Annotated in this window: 18 protein-coding genes; 10 read left to right on the plus strand and 8 right to left on the minus strand. The window is 60.6% G+C overall.

Annotated features, from left to right (window positions below; all coding sequences use genetic code 11):
- Nucleotides 1-19: 19 nt before the first annotated feature.
- Nucleotides 20-451: a hypothetical protein gene (locus tag JG739_RS24400; RefSeq protein WP_202363747.1), complete on the minus strand. Its 432-nt coding sequence runs from the start codon at nucleotides 449-451 to the stop codon at nucleotides 20-22.
- A gap of 170 nt (nucleotides 452-621) precedes the next feature.
- Here JG739_RS24400 and JG739_RS35520 point away from each other — a divergent pair, with 170 nt between their 5' ends.
- The 5 genes from JG739_RS35520 (at nucleotide 622) to JG739_RS24420 (ending at nucleotide 3,774) form a co-directional block, all read left to right on the plus strand.
- A complete protein-coding gene (locus tag JG739_RS35520; protein ID WP_244749547.1) occupies nucleotides 622-804 on the plus strand; it encodes a hypothetical protein in 183 nt (60 codons plus the stop codon).
- 8 nt (nucleotides 805-812) lie between these two features.
- Nucleotides 813-1,034 (plus strand): hypothetical protein, encoded by a 222-nt coding sequence (locus JG739_RS24405; protein WP_123147253.1) that lies wholly within the window; start codon nucleotides 813-815, stop codon nucleotides 1,032-1,034.
- A gap of 241 nt (nucleotides 1,035-1,275) precedes the next feature.
- Nucleotides 1,276-1,440, plus strand: a complete 165-nt coding sequence (locus JG739_RS24410) for a DUF3309 family protein (RefSeq protein ID WP_023799553.1) — start codon at nucleotides 1,276-1,278, stop codon at nucleotides 1,438-1,440.
- 275 nt (nucleotides 1,441-1,715) lie between these two features.
- Nucleotides 1,716-3,128, plus strand: a complete 1,413-nt coding sequence (locus tag JG739_RS24415; RefSeq protein ID WP_244749548.1) for a PAS domain S-box protein — start codon at nucleotides 1,716-1,718, stop codon at nucleotides 3,126-3,128.
- Nucleotides 3,129-3,357: 229 nt separating this feature from the next.
- Entirely contained in the window at nucleotides 3,358-3,774 is a 417-nt protein-coding gene (locus JG739_RS24420; protein WP_202363748.1) for an HD domain-containing protein, read from the plus strand.
- A gap of 70 nt (nucleotides 3,775-3,844) precedes the next feature.
- On the opposite strand, the gene JG739_RS24425 is transcribed toward JG739_RS24420, so the two are convergent.
- Nucleotides 3,845-4,255 (minus strand): DUF427 domain-containing protein, encoded by a 411-nt coding sequence (locus JG739_RS24425; protein ID WP_202363749.1) that lies wholly within the window; start codon nucleotides 4,253-4,255, stop codon nucleotides 3,845-3,847.
- Between the two features lie 290 nt (nucleotides 4,256-4,545).
- Between JG739_RS24425 and JG739_RS24430 the strand changes: the two genes are divergently transcribed.
- Together JG739_RS24430 and JG739_RS24435 are read left to right on the plus strand one after the other, a co-directional pair.
- Nucleotides 4,546-4,983: a CBS domain-containing protein gene (locus JG739_RS24430; RefSeq protein ID WP_202363750.1), complete on the plus strand. Its 438-nt coding sequence runs from the start codon at nucleotides 4,546-4,548 to the stop codon at nucleotides 4,981-4,983.
- A gap of 383 nt (nucleotides 4,984-5,366) precedes the next feature.
- Nucleotides 5,367-6,497 carry a site-2 protease family protein gene (locus JG739_RS24435; protein WP_202363751.1) on the plus strand — a complete coding sequence of 377 codons (1,131 nt, stop codon included), beginning with the start codon at nucleotides 5,367-5,369 and terminating at the stop codon, nucleotides 6,495-6,497.
- Nucleotides 6,498-6,579: 82 nt separating this feature from the next.
- Here the strand turns inward: JG739_RS24435 and JG739_RS24440 are convergent, their stop codons facing one another.
- The gene (locus tag JG739_RS24440; protein WP_202363752.1) at nucleotides 6,580-7,236 is read right to left on the minus strand and encodes a TerC family protein; all 657 of its coding nucleotides are present in this window, start codon (nucleotides 7,234-7,236) and stop codon (nucleotides 6,580-6,582) included.
- A gap of 416 nt (nucleotides 7,237-7,652) precedes the next feature.
- Here JG739_RS24440 and JG739_RS24445 point away from each other — a divergent pair, with 416 nt between their 5' ends.
- The gene (locus JG739_RS24445) at nucleotides 7,653-8,711 is read left to right on the plus strand and encodes a calcium:proton antiporter (RefSeq protein ID WP_244749549.1); all 1,059 of its coding nucleotides are present in this window, start codon (nucleotides 7,653-7,655) and stop codon (nucleotides 8,709-8,711) included.
- A gap of 137 nt (nucleotides 8,712-8,848) precedes the next feature.
- Here JG739_RS24445 and phnE read toward each other — a convergent pair whose 3' ends face one another.
- The 3 genes from phnE to JG739_RS24460 all read right to left on the minus strand — a co-directional run bounded on the left by phnE (nucleotide 8,849) and on the right by JG739_RS24460 (nucleotide 11,348).
- Nucleotides 8,849-9,643 carry a phosphonate ABC transporter, permease protein PhnE gene (phnE, locus tag JG739_RS24450; protein ID WP_202363754.1) on the minus strand — a complete coding sequence of 265 codons (795 nt, stop codon included), beginning with the start codon at nucleotides 9,641-9,643 and terminating at the stop codon, nucleotides 8,849-8,851.
- A complete protein-coding gene (locus JG739_RS24455) occupies nucleotides 9,636-10,385 on the minus strand; it encodes a phosphonate ABC transporter ATP-binding protein (protein ID WP_202363755.1) in 750 nt (249 codons plus the stop codon). The genes phnE and JG739_RS24455 overlap by 8 nt, the downstream gene beginning before the upstream one ends.
- A 105-nt stretch (nucleotides 10,386-10,490) precedes the next feature.
- Entirely contained in the window at nucleotides 10,491-11,348 is an 858-nt protein-coding gene (locus JG739_RS24460) for a PhnD/SsuA/transferrin family substrate-binding protein (RefSeq protein ID WP_202363756.1), read from the minus strand.
- A gap of 135 nt (nucleotides 11,349-11,483) precedes the next feature.
- Between JG739_RS24460 and JG739_RS24465 the strand changes: the two genes are divergently transcribed.
- Nucleotides 11,484-12,665 (plus strand): alpha-D-ribose 1-methylphosphonate 5-triphosphate diphosphatase, encoded by a 1,182-nt coding sequence (locus tag JG739_RS24465; protein ID WP_202363757.1) that lies wholly within the window; start codon nucleotides 11,484-11,486, stop codon nucleotides 12,663-12,665.
- Nucleotides 12,662-13,447 (plus strand): phosphonate metabolism transcriptional regulator PhnF, encoded by a 786-nt coding sequence (gene phnF / locus JG739_RS24470; protein WP_244749550.1) that lies wholly within the window; start codon nucleotides 12,662-12,664, stop codon nucleotides 13,445-13,447. Before JG739_RS24465 ends, phnF begins: the two co-directional genes overlap by 4 nt.
- A 65-nt stretch (nucleotides 13,448-13,512) precedes the next feature.
- Here phnF and JG739_RS24475 read toward each other — a convergent pair whose 3' ends face one another.
- Nucleotides 13,513-13,968 (minus strand): NUDIX domain-containing protein, encoded by a 456-nt coding sequence (locus JG739_RS24475; RefSeq protein WP_202363759.1) that lies wholly within the window; start codon nucleotides 13,966-13,968, stop codon nucleotides 13,513-13,515.
- A 93-nt stretch (nucleotides 13,969-14,061) separates the two neighbouring features.
- The gene (locus tag JG739_RS24480; RefSeq protein ID WP_202367617.1) at nucleotides 14,062-15,228 is read right to left on the minus strand and encodes a glycosyltransferase family 4 protein; all 1,167 of its coding nucleotides are present in this window, start codon (nucleotides 15,226-15,228) and stop codon (nucleotides 14,062-14,064) included.
- Nucleotides 15,229-15,325 lie beyond the last annotated feature (97 nt).

Here is a 15,325-nt window from a genome sequence, read left to right on the forward strand (position 1 = left end):
TCACCGTTCTGGGCCGGCTTCAATGCACAAACCTTGCCCGCAACCAAGCCAGGAGTCTGTTCCCGGTTATTGTCCGGCGGACTCTGGCGGCAGCCCATCGCGCTTGCATCGTAGCACCAACGTGGCAGTGACAGACGATGTTGTGCAACTGCCAGTCACTCAGCTCGAAGAAGCGCTTTGCCTCACCGTAAGTATCATCTTTCAGACCCATGGCGCGCAGCACCGGATCCTCATAGGCAACGGTGATCGGGGACCCCGCGCCACGCGCTACGTCACGAGCTTCAGGACTGAGATATTCGGTGCCTGAAAGGGCTCCTAGGCAACGCCGTGGATTTTGTTCGAGAAGCTCTGCCCAACGCTCGATCCGCTGCGCCCGAGTCATGGTCGGGTATGTCGCCGAGGGCTCAACTTTTGCAATTGTCTGCAGTTGGTCGAGTGTTTGGTGTTTCATGGTCGGCTCCTTTCAACTGGTGGAAGCGCCCACGCCCTAACAAAAGATTATTGCGCTGCGACGCGCCGACAAGGCCGGAATTGGCAATGTCAGTAGTTTGCTCCTCGCACGGTTCCTATCAGGAACCTTCCCCGGGGCCTGCTTGTTTTGGCTAGTGAAAGGAGAACGTCATGAGCACAAGACCACCACCCGTTCCGTCAGAGAACCAGAGCCCTAAGGGTCCGGGCGACAAAAAGTCGGTTCCTGTCGACCAAACGCAGCACAGCCATTCCGCCCCAAATCCCGACAAACAGGGCCAGCAGGGCAACACGAGGGTCAATACGACCCATCAAGGCCACCAGCAGGACCGTTAGGTGATTTCATGTCCACGTCGAAGAAGACCCGCGCCAGCATCCGTCATGGCGGTCCTGGCGCATCGCACGAAAATGCCAAGGAACCGCTGGTGATAGAAAAGCCGCCAGCCGATTCCGATCTGCGCAGCCGCAGCAAGATCTCAGGCGGCGGAGGCGAACGCGACAGCCACCATACTCATGACCCGGAAAAGAAGGGCGGCGGCACCCGACCGGCACGCCAGGGAAGGTGAATTGTATTCACGTCCCGGGCGAGGCGCTCCTCCAGGCAGTCCGAGGCTGAGAAAGCCTGTCGCCCGCAGGCTCGCGGCCGGCGAGCTTTCTCGTCAGCCTACCAGCCTTTCCCGCTAGAGAGCGTCAGCGATGCTACTTGCGGTGGAACTGGAAGCCGCTTCTGGGAGTTCCTACCGTCATCAACAGGCGCATGGACGTGGCCTTTGTTTGGCGCGGCAGCGCAAGAATGGGAGAACCACCATGAGCCTTGGAACCATACTCATCATCATTTTGATCCTTATCTTGCTTGGCGGGTTCAGTGGCCTGGGTGGCGGGCCGTTCTACGGCACTGGCTATTATGGCGGTGGCGGCCTCGGGCTTGTGCTGCTGATCGTCATTATCCTGGTCCTTCTCGGACGCATTTAGGGCCCGCATGACCAGGCGGACAAACTTCAGCGTTGATCCGTGTCGCTGCAATGCATGTCGCGCAAAATTGCGCAGCGGTTTTGCGATAACGACATCATGAAAACAACGGCCTAAAGCGCGTCGCGTGAGGTCGGTCGAACGCACGCGCTTTAGGGCCTCGTCCGGGAATGTCGCCGCGGCTGCGGACAAGGGGCGCACGTGATTGTCTCGACGGAACCGAAATCGCTCAAGGGCATTATGTCCGCTGCAGAAATCCAGGAGAATGGCGTTTACACGTGAACTTCGTTGAACAAGCCGATATCGGCCTCGGAGTTCCGGGGATTCCGCCTGACGATCTGATGCAGGCACTGCCCGTCGCCATCTACACCGTCGACGAACAGGGACGCATCACCTTCTTCAACGAAGCCGCAGCTGAGCTCTGGGGCCATCGTCCCGTTGTCGGTCGGGACCTATGGTGCGGCTCGTGGAAGCTTCGTCATCTGGACGGTCGGAATATGGCGCATGGCGAGTGTCCGATGGCCGTGGCGCTGCGCGAAGGCCGGGACGTCTCCTGGGACCAGGCGATTGCGGAGCGGCCGGACGGCGAACTCGTTCCGTTCAGGGCCCACCCACGCCTGCTTCGCGACGAAGCGGGCAATGTTGTCGGTGCCATCAACACGCTGCTCGATCTGCGCACGCAGACGCTGGGCGATGAAGCCCGCCTGCGTCTTGCCGCAATTGTCGAGTCGTCGATGGACGCCATCGTCTCGAAGGACATGAATGGCATCATCACCAGCTGGAACGACGCTGCAGAACGCCTGTTCGGCTACACGCCTGCCGAGGCGATCGGCCGGCCGGTGACGATGCTCATCCCGCCCGATCGTCTCGACGAGGAAGTCTCGATCATCAGCCGCATCCGCGCCGGCGAACGCGTCCCCTCCTATGAGACGATGCGCCAGCGCAAGGACGGCACACTCGTTTCGGTCTCGCTCACCGTCTCGCCGATCCGCGACACCATCGGGCGCGTCGTCGGCGCCTCCAAGATCGCGCGCGACATAAGTTCCCACAAGGAGAACGAACGGCGCATCCGTCTGCTCATGCGCGAGGTCAATCACCGGGTGAAGAACCAGTTTTCGGTCATCATCTCGATGATCCGCGAGACGAGCAAGCTGACGAGCACACCTGAGGCTTTCCTCGAGCAAGTTCGAGAGCGCATCATGGCGCTTTCGGAATCCCATGATCTCCTGGTCAATGCCGAATGGCGCGGCGCGACGGTCGGCGAGCTCATCCAGGCACAGCTCAAGGCGTTCGCAGCGCAGTCCCGCGTGTCGACGGCCGGGCCAATGGTGATACTCCAGCCGAACGCCGTCCAGTATCTCGGCATAGCCTTTCACGAACTCGCCACCAATTCGGCGAAACATGGAGCGCTGTCGTGCAGCGGCGGACGCGTCGAAATCGATTGGAATGTGATGCCTGCCGGCGACGGCGCCGACACCTTTCGACTGGTCTGGCGTGAGTTGGACGGGCCAATCCTCGACGCTGTCGGGGGGCGCGGTTTCGGAGTGGTCGTCCTCGAGCGCGTGGCGCCGCAGGCTCTCAGCGGCAGCGGGCGGCTGGAGTTCCACGCGCAAGGCATCACCTGGACGCTCGAGGCGCCGCTGCATTTCGTCCAGACGTCCTTGGCCGATATCGCGGCACAAGCGAGTTGAGCCCCCGTGCCGTTCTGGCGTGGCTGGCTTCTGAAAGTGCCAAGACCAACCGATCGCAGGTCATCACCACTCGCCCGCAGAGGCTTCTGCAGGGATTGCGGGTCTCCACTCAGCCTTGCCTACGACGCTTCGTCGCAAGACTCGCGCTGCATGGTTTCGTCGAATGGAACTCGGCAGCGAATTGATGATTAAACCAAGGGATCATCGGGACAACGCAAGGATCGCGGCAGTGAGCTTCCTTTACCGCGCGGCAAAAATCGCCGAACAAGCTCATGCGGGGCAGACGGACAAGACCGGGCGATCCTATATCGAGCATTGCCGCCGGGTCGTTGATGCCGTCGAAACGCTCGACCAGAAGGCCGTTGCCTACCTGCACGACGTTCTTGAGAAAAGCGACGATTGGGATCGCGAGCGGCTCGAGGCGGCTGGTTTCGGAACATCCATCGTATCGGCAGTCGATGCGATGACACGCAGGCCGGACGAGGATGACCTCGCTTTCGTGCGCAGAGCAGCAGCCAACCCATTGGCGCTGCCGGTCAAGCGCGCCGATCTTGCCGACAACCTATGGCAGGCAAAGCAGATTGGCGCGTCGACATCGAAATATGAAGACGGACTGCGGATCCTCGACGAAGAATTCTCCGAATGACGAAAGGCCCAATGACGAAAGGATTGTCGTCTGTGGCGTGATCGGCCGATGTGCGACCTCATGCTCGGCTCTATTCGGGGATATGAGGCGTATGTCGCTTGTCCTCGGCAGGATCGGCATCGATCCGCGCCTTGTTGGGATCGAAGGCGCCATGGCGGGCGATGGCCAATGCCGGCGTGTCGGGCGTCTCGTAGGCCCACATGAAGTCGTCAGCCGCTCCGCCGACCGCGTGGACCCGCCAGTAACTGGCCGTGCCCTTCAGCGGCGAGTGGGTTGTGGTGTTGGTCTTCTCCAGAAGGTCGAAATAGATATCCTCGAAGGGGATATAGAAGACGGGATCGTGCCCATCTTCATGGAGCACTTTTGCCCGCTCGGTCGAGGCAATAATCGCGTCGGAGAACCTGACCGTCACGGTTCCATTGAACGGGGTAATCGTCAGCGCGGCGGGACGGCTGGTGGAATTTGCGGCTGAGGGCTGCATTCGACTTCTCCGTTGGCTGCCGATCTCCTGGAACGTCGTATCGCCCATCAGGGTTCCAACCGCGAGTGGCTCATTGCAGCCGGCGACATCGGGGAGCCGGCGACCTCGGGTGGTTAAAGACAACCGCAAGATGCCCGCGACGCAGGCGTTCCCAGCCCACCCTGGCCCCGTGAAAACCCTGTGCGGGCCGTTCAAACCACGTTCAAGGGAACGTTACCGCCGAATACTTCGTTGATCGGTCACCAATGCCGTATCGGCGGCGGGGCTTCGCAAAATGAAGGGAGATTGCCATGAAGGTCGGCAACTGCATGACGAGAAATGTCCAGGTCGCTAACCCTGAACAGTCCATCCGCGAAGTAGCTGAGATCATGGGCAGGCTTGACGCCGGAGTGATGCCCGTGGGCGACCACGACCGGCTGGTCGGAATGATCACCGATCGGGATATCGCGATCCGCGGCGTAGCATTGGGTAAGGGTCCTGACACGAAAGTGCGTGATGTCATGAGCCCCGAGGTCAAATATTGCTTCGATGATGAAGACGTCGAGCATGTGCTTGAGAACATGGGCGACCTGCAGGTGCGTCGGCTCCCGGTTCTGAACCGCGACAAGAGGCTCGTCGGCATCGTCTCGCTCAGTGATCTCGCGACGAATGCCGAAGCGGCAGAAGCGGGAGAGGCTTTAAGCGACATCTCGAAGCCAGGTGGCGAGCACTCGCAGACTGCCCACTAACTGACGCCGAGACATGTTAGCGAAGGCCAACGATCACTTGTTTCGCGGTGCGCCGGCAAATGCCGGCGCACCGCCGGAGCATTGCGATGTTCTTCGGCAAAGGTTCAGGAGCATCGATGATAACGATCCGAAGCACCGTGTCCTTCAGCGCCGAAAAAAGCGCGGCGGGGCGAAATCATCGTGCAGGCGCGGACGTCGGGTCACGACGCGCCGAGACATTCACCGGAGTATAATGTCGTGATAAGCTCTTCTTGCGACGGGCATCTCGCGGCCGGGCAGCCCTTGGTCGCAGACGACGAGCTTGAGCACCTGATGTTCTCGAGCGATTGCAAGCGTCCTGCCAAAGCCTCTTGCGAAGGTGGGGCCTCTCGGAGTGGACGGATTTGGGTTGGTCGCTGAACCTCGGGACGATCGCCGGCACCACCGTGCGCGTTCACTTTACCTTCCTGCTTCTGCTCGTCTGGATCTGGCTGACGCACTATCAGATCGGCGGCACGCCGGCGGCCTGGCAAGGCGTTGCCTTCATCATTGCGGTTTTTGCCTGCGTGGTCCTGCATGAGTTTGGCCATATCGCCGCCGCACGGTTTTTCGGCATCAGCACGCCGGACATTACGCTTTTCCCGATCGGTGGCGTCGCCAGGCTGGAACGCATGCCCGAAGAGCCGGGGCAGGAGTTCGTGATCGCGGTTGCCGGGCCGCTGGTCAATGTCGCGATCGCCGCGCTGCTCTTCGTCCTGCTCGGCGGGTCGGCGGGCGCCGAACAGATGGCCGGGATCGAGGACCCGCGTATGAGTTTTCTCGCCAGGCTTGCCGGGGTCAACGTCTTCCTGGTCCTTTTCAATATGATCCCGGCCTTCCCGATGGATGGCGGCCGTATCCTGCGCGCCGCCCTCGCCTCCCGCCTCTCGTGGTCGCGCGCGACCCAGATCGCTGCCACCATCGGCCAAGGATTGGCCTTCGTCTTCGGTTTCCTCGGGCTGTTCTACAATCCGTTGCTGATCTTCATCGGCATCTTCGTCTATCTCGCCGCGGCAGCGGAAGCGCAAAACGCACAGATCCGGGAGGTAGCCACAAGCGTCCTTGTCGCGGATGTGATGATCACCGAGTTCGCCCGGCTGGATCGCTCGGCGACGCTCAACGAGGCAATCGAGATGCTGCTCGCGACCACGCAGCACGATTTCCCTGTAATCGACTCCGCTGGCCGTCTTGAAGGATTGGTGACACGCAACGACATGATCCGGACATTGAAGGAAAAGGGACCCGCTGCACCGGTCGCCAGCGCAATGCGGCACGACATCCCGAAAATACATTACCGCAAAAGTCTCGAGGAAAGCCTGCGGCTGATGCAGCAGGCAGATGTGCCGGCTATCGCCGTCGTGGACAATTCCGACCGGCTGGTCGGGCTCATGACACACGAAACCATAGGCGAGATGCTCATGATCCGCTCAGCCGTGTCGGATGCCTTCCAATTTGGTCGTTTGCGTGGGGCCAAGCCGCGATTCACACGGATCTGAGCACGAGAATTCTTTCCACAGCCCTATTAGCGGCAGACGTCGGCCGGAACGACGTCGTTCCGGCCGGCCCATCTTTTGCGTCTCATGCCCCCGGGACGTGAGGCAGAAGTTCAATCGCACCTCGATAGATCATGTCGCCAGCTACGTAGAGGATGACCACCAGCCCGACATAGGCGATCCAGCGATGCTTCTGAAGCAGATTGGCAATCAGGTTTGCAGCGATGCCCATCAGCGCGACGGAAAGGACAAGGCCGAAGATCAGCACGTTCGGATGTTCGCGCGCAGCACCGGCTACCGCCAGAACATTGTCAAGCGACATCGAGACGTCGGCGATGATGATCTGCCAGGTTGCCTGGGCCAGGGTCTTGCGCGGAGCCTTGCCAGCTACGATGCCATCGTAGTCGACGTCACTTTCCGAAAGCGCTTCGATCGCCTGTGTTTCCTGCGCATGGTTTTGCCGGAGTTCGCGCCACATCTTCCAGCATACCCACAGCAGCAATAGACCGCCGGCGAACAGCAAGCCGACGATCTGCAGGAGCTGGGTTGTCGCGGCCGCAAAGCCGATGCGCAGAACGGCCGCTGCGATTATGCCGACGACGATTGCGTTTCTGCGCTGCTCTTTGGGCAGTCCGGCCGCGGCAAGGCCGATAACGATGGCGTTATCGCCGGCCAGCACCAGGTCGATCATGATGACCTGCAACAGAGCGGTCATTGCTTCGGGACTAAAAAATTCTGTCATACGGCACCCTTGCGTTCAGCTAGGGGCGACGCGGCTTGCGAGCATAACCGTAGAGCAACGCGGACACCGCGTATGACAAGAGAAATGCCGCTACAGCTGAAGAAAACTCAAAGCCAGGCCACCCGGATTGGAATTCCAGTCCGACATCGCAGTCCTGATGGACTGCCAGAGGGGCCCGGCCTGGCAGCACCTAGCTATTGCCCCAAGCGCAAAAACTCAAGGCTTAATTGTGATCCGCATAGGCGGCATCGAGCTCGGCGGCCATTGAACGGCCCGGCAGCCGCAAGTAGACTGATACAGTGGGCTTCGGCCAGTTTCTGCAATAGCCGATCTGCGACCGTCGATGGCGCTGAAGGAATTCCGTCTTGGCTGCTCATCCCCGATCGATCGGCCAATATCTGTTCCCAATCGGCTCCTTGGGCCTGGCCGCACTCATTCATTTCGGCGCCGCGTCGATCGAGCATTCGCCGCTCTCGATCAAAATCCTGGCGCTGATCGTCGTCGCTGTCTTCATATTCGCGACAGTGTTTGTGGTTTTGCATCATGCAGAAGCCGCCGCATTGCGGCTCGGTGAACCATATGGCACGCTGCTGTTGACATTTTCGGTGACGGCCATCGAAGCTTCGGTCATCGTTTCGATGATGCTGCACGGCGAGAACAACCCGACGCTGGCACGCGAATCCGTGTTTTCGACGGTCATGATCGTATGCGCTGGCGTCGTCGGGGTCTGCCTCACCTTGGGTGGGCTGAAGCATCGATATCAGGACATCAAACGACAGGGCACCAACGCCTCGCTTGCCGTCATTATGGCGCTGACGGTTCTTACGCTGATCCTTCCAAACTACACTCTTGCGACAAGCCCCGGTACGTTCTCCGCATCGCAACTCGCGTTCGTGAGCGTTCTTTCAATCCTCCTCTATGGTGCCTTCGTCTTTGCCCAGATGGTGCGCCACCGGGGCGATTTTATCGAGGATCTGACGTCCAGCGCGGAACATGAGGCGCATGTATCCGAGGGCGGGAACGTGACCACCGGCGTGCTCCTTTTGTTTGTCGGGCTGGCAGGGATCGTTCTTCTGACCGAGCAGGTGGCCGGCAGCATCGAGAATGGGCTCGAGTCTCTTCAAGTTACCCAGGCGGACGCAATCGTGGGCTTCTTCGTCGCTGCGCTGGTGCTTATGCCGGAGGCGGTATCGGCGGTTCGGGCAGCGCTCAATAACGAGCTTCAGCGAGGGCTGAATGTCGCCCTCGGCTCCGCCTGCGCAACAATCGGGCTGACAATCCCGGCAATCGGTGCGGCGAGCCTGCTCACCGGACGAAGCCTCACTCTTGGCCTGGGTGCGGGGGATACCGTGCTTCTCCTCCTCGCGCTTGCCATCAGCATCGTGAGCTTTGGGACGGGCCGAACAACCATGCTGACGGGGCTCGTTCATCTCGTCGTATTCGTCGCCTATCTGTTCCTTATATTCGTGCCCTAGGACAGCGATCAGCCGCCGCCCAATGGCCATCGCTGCGCTGAGCCAACCCCTGAAGCTTGGGATCGTATCTAACCGATGCGGATGCAGCGTCCTGTCGATTTGCGGCTCACATGGCCAAACTGCGGGCTAGCCTGCAATTACTGGACCTTCGAGCGCAAGCGATCCGTCACGAACTCCATCAACACCACGATGGCGAAGATCACGAGGATGATGGTCGAGGCATTCCTGTATTGGAAAAGATCGAACGCGACCTTCAGCTCCTGGCCGATGCCACCGGCTCCAACGAGGCCGAGAACAACGGATGAGCGCACTGCCTTTTCAAGCGCAAACAGCGTGGTGTTTATCAGCGACGGCATGGCGTCAGGCAGAACTGCCCCGCACAGGACAGAGAACCGACTGGCGCCGATGGCAAACAGCGCTTCCTGAGGTCTTTCGTCGGCGTCCTCCATCGCCTCGGCGAAGAAGCGCCCGCAAAAGCCGATCGTATCGACGACGATGGTCATGGTGCCAGCAACCGCCCCGAGACCAACGGCTGACACGAAAAGAAGCGCCCAGACCAAATCCGGAACGGTCCTGAACAACGAGACCAGCATCCTCGATATATGCCGGAACGGGCCGAGCGGGGTTATGTCCTTGGCCGAAAGCCAGGCAAACGGCAAGCTGAGGGCGACGCCTATTGCTGTGCCCACGAGCGCTATCTGAAAGGTTTCGACCATGCGCCAGAAAACCCGCAGGAGGAACCCTGGCTCGACATTTGGGGGTATCATGCGGCCGACGAGATGGGCCATTCTGGGCACTCCGCCTGCCAGTTGTTCCGGCGATGGTGCGACCTGCCCGGCGGAAACGATCACGAGAGCGGCCAATGCGACGGCAAAGCTGAAAGTGAGGGGCGAGATCGATGGAATCCGGCTCGGCGAAAGGCGGTCATGCATCGAAGACGTCTTTCAGATCAGCGCGGGTCACCTGCGTCGTCGGCCGGTCGAAGAAGACCTTGCCCGCCTTGAGCGCGATCAAGCGGTCGGAGTAGCCGAGAGCATGCTCCATGTCGTGCGTGGTGTAGACCAGGGTTATCGCCTGTTCCTGTGTGAGCTCGGAGAAAACGCGCATCACATCATGTCCGGCCGCCGGGTCGAGACTTGCCGCCGGTTCGTCCGCTATCAAAAGCTTCGGACGCCGGACCAGCGCCCGGGCAATCGCCACCCGCTGCGCCTGCCCTCCAGAAAGCGCGTCGGCGCGGGCGCCCGCCTTGCCGAGAAGCCGCACGTCGGCGAGCGCCTGCATTGCTTCCTCGCGCCAATGTTGCCTTGCGATGGACTGGTGCCAGCCACGCCAGCCGCCGGGCAGCCCGAGCTTGCCCTGCAAAACGTTGGTAAGAACCGATTGGCGGCTGACCAGCCCGTGGTGCTGGAAGACAAATCCGATCTGCCTACGGATGCGCCGCAGCTGGGCGACGGACGGCGCCGAGCGGAAGTTCTCGCCGAGGGTGACGACCTCTCCACCGCTCGACGGCAGAAGGCCGATAAGGCATTTGAGCAGGGTGGATTTTCCAGCACCATTCGAGCCAATCAGGGCAACCCGTTCGCGCGATGCTATGTCGAGGCCGACACTGGAGAAAACGACCTTTCCGTTCGCATAGCTCTTCGCCAAATCGTGCGCGCGAATGATAGCTGTCATAGTGACCTCTTGGCCCAATCCGGATTGCTGGCCCGGATTATTGGCCCGGACTACGAAATAGACCGGCGGTTAACCGCCGGCCTTGCCGATGAAAAGGAGCAAGCCTCAGTTGACGAAGTCGGTAAGGGTCTCGATTCCAATCGTGCGGTACATCGAGCGGACATAGTCGTAGTCAGAGTCCCTGACGTCGGTCAGGAAGTAACCGCCCTTGAATTTCTGGTTGTCCTCACCGGTCAGGATCGCTTTCATCAGTTCGTTGCCATTCTTCGCAAAGGCATCGCGGATCTTGACGAACACGTCGTCTGAAATGTCCTTGCGGGCGACAAGAATGTCGTTCGGCAGATCGCGGCCGCGTGCGATGACCGAGAAGGCAACGCCGGGGAACGCTTCCCGCACCGAGTTCAGATAGCCGAAATTCAAGCCGATAGCGGCGATGTCGCCGCGGATGAGCGCCTCAGCCGCGATGTTGCGCGATATGATCACCGGTTCGTAATCGGTGGCATATTTCAGGTTGAAATCGGCCAGCGCCTGGGCGGGGCCGAGGTGCTGCGAGGTCGAGCCGACCGAGCCGAATGCGATCTTCTTGCCCTTCAGGTCCTCAATCGAGCGGATCGGCCCATTCGCCAGCACGGCGATCTGCGCGAAATAATCGGGGCGCTGCCAGGCAACGACAATCTTCGGCTGGCTCAACTCCTTCATGACCACGTATTCTGCAGGACCGGTCAGCACAAGATCGACCTGCCCGGAATTCATCGCCTCGACGGCGGTGGTCCGCGAACTGACCGGAAACAGCTCGACATCCAGGCCCGTCGCCTCTTCAAGAGCAGTCTGGAAAGCGCCGAATTCCTGCTGAAGAGCCTCCAGCCCCTCCATGTCGGTCACCGCGAATTTCACCGGCTCCGCAAACACTGGAAGAGCGGAGCCGATCATTATGGCAAGTGCGGTTGCGATGGTGCGGATCATCGTTTTTCCTTTGCTGTATAGACAGGAAACTGTTACCCGCTAATCCGTATACGCAGCAGATGACGCGCTCGTGACATTTCATCGGCGCCCACCGGCAGTCTTTGCTTTTGAGGGATACGCTTTTTGAGGGATACAGTGGACTGGCACATCCAGGGTGGTCGCATCCTTACCGAACAGGGATTTGAAACCGCGGATCTGAGCATTTCCGGCGGGATGCTGTCAGAGCTGCGAGCGGCCGATGCGTCCATAATCGACGCCGATGGACTGCTCGTGCTTCCGGGGATCGTTGATATTCACGGCGACGGCTTCGAGCGCCAGATCATGCCGCGGCCGGGTGTCCGCTTCGACACCGCGCTGGCGCTTAGAGATACAGACCGCCAGCTTGTCGCCAATGGCGTGACCACGGCCTTTCACGGCGTCACGGTGTCATGGGAGCCTGGACTTCGCTCGCTCGACGCTGCCAAACAGCTGATTAGGGCGGTCTGCGATCTCCGGGACACCCTTGGCTGCGATACGCGTCTTCATCTGCGCTGGGAGAGCTTCGCGCTTGATCAGATGGCGCAGGTCGCACGATGGCTCTCGCTTTCGCCACGGCCGATCATCGCCGTCAACGATCATACGACGGGGTCGGTGCTGAACGGCACGATTGCCCGCAAGATCGGCCAGATGGCGGAGCGGTCCGGCTTGAGCCGGGAGCAATATATGACGTTGCTCGACCAGATTTGGTCCCGCCGGGCCGAGGTCGAGATCGCGATCGCGAAACTGGCCGCGACTGCGCGGGCCAATGGCAATGTACTTCTTGCCCATGACGAAGCATCTCCCGAGGAACGCATGTATTTTCGCGCTCTCGGCGCAAAGGCCTCGGAATTTCCGCTAACGCTCGAAACAGCCAAGGCGGCGCGGCAAATGGGCGAGGACGTGATCCTCGGCGCGCCCAACGTCGTGCGCGGCGGCAGCCATAATGGAGCGCTAAATGCCACCGAGGCCGTCAGAGCCGGGCTTTGCACGGTGCTGACCAGCGATTACCACTACCCTTCGCCTCTGCATGCGGCCTTCAGGCTGTCTTCGCCAGACGCCGGCGACTTCCGCTTGATCTGGAATCTGGTTTCGGCAAACCCGGCCCGGGTGGCCGGCCTCGACGATCGCGGCTCGCTTGTTGCCGGCCGCCGGGCGGATCTGATCCTGGTCGATGCAGGCGATCCAGAGCATCCGCGCGTGATGGCCACCATGGTCCATGGACAAATTGTCTATTGCTCCGGGCTCTCGCGCACAGATCGGCGATGTGCACAGCGGTCGCCGGTGGAGAAGGTCTCATGAACTTGGACACGAAAATTTCAACGCCACACGAGCCCAGCAGCAATCGCCTTCTGGCCTTTGACGGGCTGGTCTTTCGGCCACGCAGCGATACGCCGATCTGGCAGCAGATCTACGATCACATCTTCGATCTGATCGAGAGCGGCTGTCTTGCGCCGGGCAGCCAACTTCCCGGAGAAACGCATCTGGCAGAGAAACTCGCGGTCACCCGCATTACGCTTCGCCGGGCGCTGCAGCAGCTACAGCACGAGGGCCACCTCACCGCCCGAAAGGGCGTCGGCATCTTCGTGCGAAACCTGCCCTCGACGTTCACGGTTCGCGACGGACAGCGCTTTCTCGACAATTTCGTAGCCCACGGCCAGGAAATCGGCACCAAGACGCTGCTTATTGTCCGGGAACCGGCCGAACCGGCCGTGGCCGAGCGGTTGCGTCTCGCACCTGACACCACCATTATCCGCCTGTGCCGGATCAGAACGTCGGACAAGCAGCCGGTTTACGTCAATACCAAGTTCTTTCCGGCGCATCTCTTCCCCGACTTCGAGCAGAGATACGATGTGCGTCAGTCGGTGACCGATGTTTTCCGCGCGCATGGCATCGAGAACTACCGGCGGGCCGAGACGCGCATCAGTGGCGGCTTTGCATCCCCCGATGAAGCGGAAATCCTGCGGCTGACGCCCGGAACGCCAGTATTCCGCATCAATGCCGTCAACGAAGATCGCAACGGCGTAGCAATCGAATGGACCCGCGGCTGCTGGCCGCTGACATCTGTCGAATTCGTCTTCTGATTCTGGCGCATGTTTGAATCTGGCGCATGTCGCCTTCACGTGGTCGGGCGCTAAAACATGCAACCTTAGACAGACACCACAAGCCGGTCGAGAAAAGGCCGCTGGCCGACAAGCAACTTTTCCCGGGCCATATCGAGGCCGAACCAGCCTGCGCGATCGATCTCTGGAAAAATCTGCTTGCGGCCGCTGCGCGGCGGCCATTCCAACTCGAACATGTTGCTGCGCAATGTGCCGGCGTCGAAATCGCTTTCGGCGGCGAAGGCTGTAACAAGCTTGCCGCCGGGCTGGCGCAGTTCCCCCAAAGGAAGCAGCGCTCCCTTAAGCTCCCAGCCGGTTTCCTCCGCAAATTCACGACGCGCCGCAGCTTCCGGCTGTTCGTCATCACCATACTCGCCCTTTGCAATCGACCAGGCGCCAAGATCGCGATTTTGCCAGAAGGGCCCGCCCGGATGGACAAGCAGCACCTGCAATTCGCCGGTTAATCTGCGGTAAGGCAGGATGCCCGCACTTCTTTTCGCCATCGCTTCATGCCTCCGGAATCCAGCTTACGATCGCGGGCAGGCTGAACGGGACTGCTGCGCCTGGATGGCAGATATCGTTGGCTCGAGATTGCCTCAAATGATGCTGGCCGCCGCCGCAAGTCGCTCATTCGGATTGCACTCGACTTCCCTGAGCGGTGGTGGCGGCACTTCTGCAACTCCATCCACGCTGGCCATCAGCTCCAGATAGCGCTGAGCCGACGCGGCCCACTGAAATCGCGCCGCCCTGGCGCGACCGCGTGCGATCAAGTTGGTTCTGAGGTCTTTTTCGTGGACCAGGCGCATGAAACAATCGAACCATGCATTCTCATCGCAAGGTGATGCGTACAAGACCGCATCGCCGCCGATTTCGGGCAGGCTGGCACGGTCCGACATGACCACCGGACATCCCAGTGTCATGGCTTCGAGGGGCGGCAGCCCGAAACCCTCGACCAGGGATGGGAACGCCAGGCACAGGCAATCGCGCAGAAGCGCGCCGAGTTCTGCGTCCGACCGTCTTCCCAGCCAAATGACGTTCGGCGACTTCTGGTCGCCGATGCTGGCGAAAACGCGAGACGTTGCCGCGCCCACAACAGCAATCTGCAGCCCCGCCGCGGCAAGCCGGTCGTGCATGCCGATGATCAGGCCGACATTTTTGTGCGGGATAGAACTGCCAAGCACGACGATCGTACCAGGGCCGGCCACTGCCAGAGTTTGTTCTGAGTGACAAGGAGCCCATCGCAACGCATGTTCATGCCCATTGCCTGCAATTTCGACCTTTGCCGCCGGGCACACGCCATAGCGCGCCAATTCACCCGCAGAGTATTTCGACACCGTCGTAACCTTGAGCACGGCCCTGCCCAAGGCAGGACCTAAGGTGCGGTAAAGAAGCCGAAATGGAAGTGAATAGCTCTGCGGGCATGCCCATGTATTGACGTCGTGAATGCACAGCACCTGCCGACGAACCGTCAGAGGGCCGGTATTGCAGAGGCTAAGCAGCCCGCCGCGAAGATAGGCCGGGAGCACAGCCTGTTCCCATGCATGCCCGCCGAAGCTGCCGACAGTGCGGACACGGATTGCTGCCAAGGGCAACGTGTCAAGCGCCCCCGGCGGAACCAGCAACTCGACCGTCAGATCCCGCGTCAAGGCAGCCTGGCCCACGATCAAGGCGTCCAGCGCCGAAACGATCTCGCGTGCGTACCGCTGAACCCCGGTGGTCGGCTGCGCGAGAAAACGGCCGTTGATTGTCCAATGTCGTGTCATCACAGGGTTTTGGTCACCAGCGCCATGCCTCAGTTCCACGAGTTTGGACGATCAGGACAGCAGGGTCATCCTGGCTTTTGGGACGTACGCGGTCGTT

The sequence above is a fragment of the Mesorhizobium sp. L-2-11 genome (assembly GCF_016756595.1).
Lineage (GTDB): Bacteria > Pseudomonadota > Alphaproteobacteria > Rhizobiales > Rhizobiaceae > Mesorhizobium.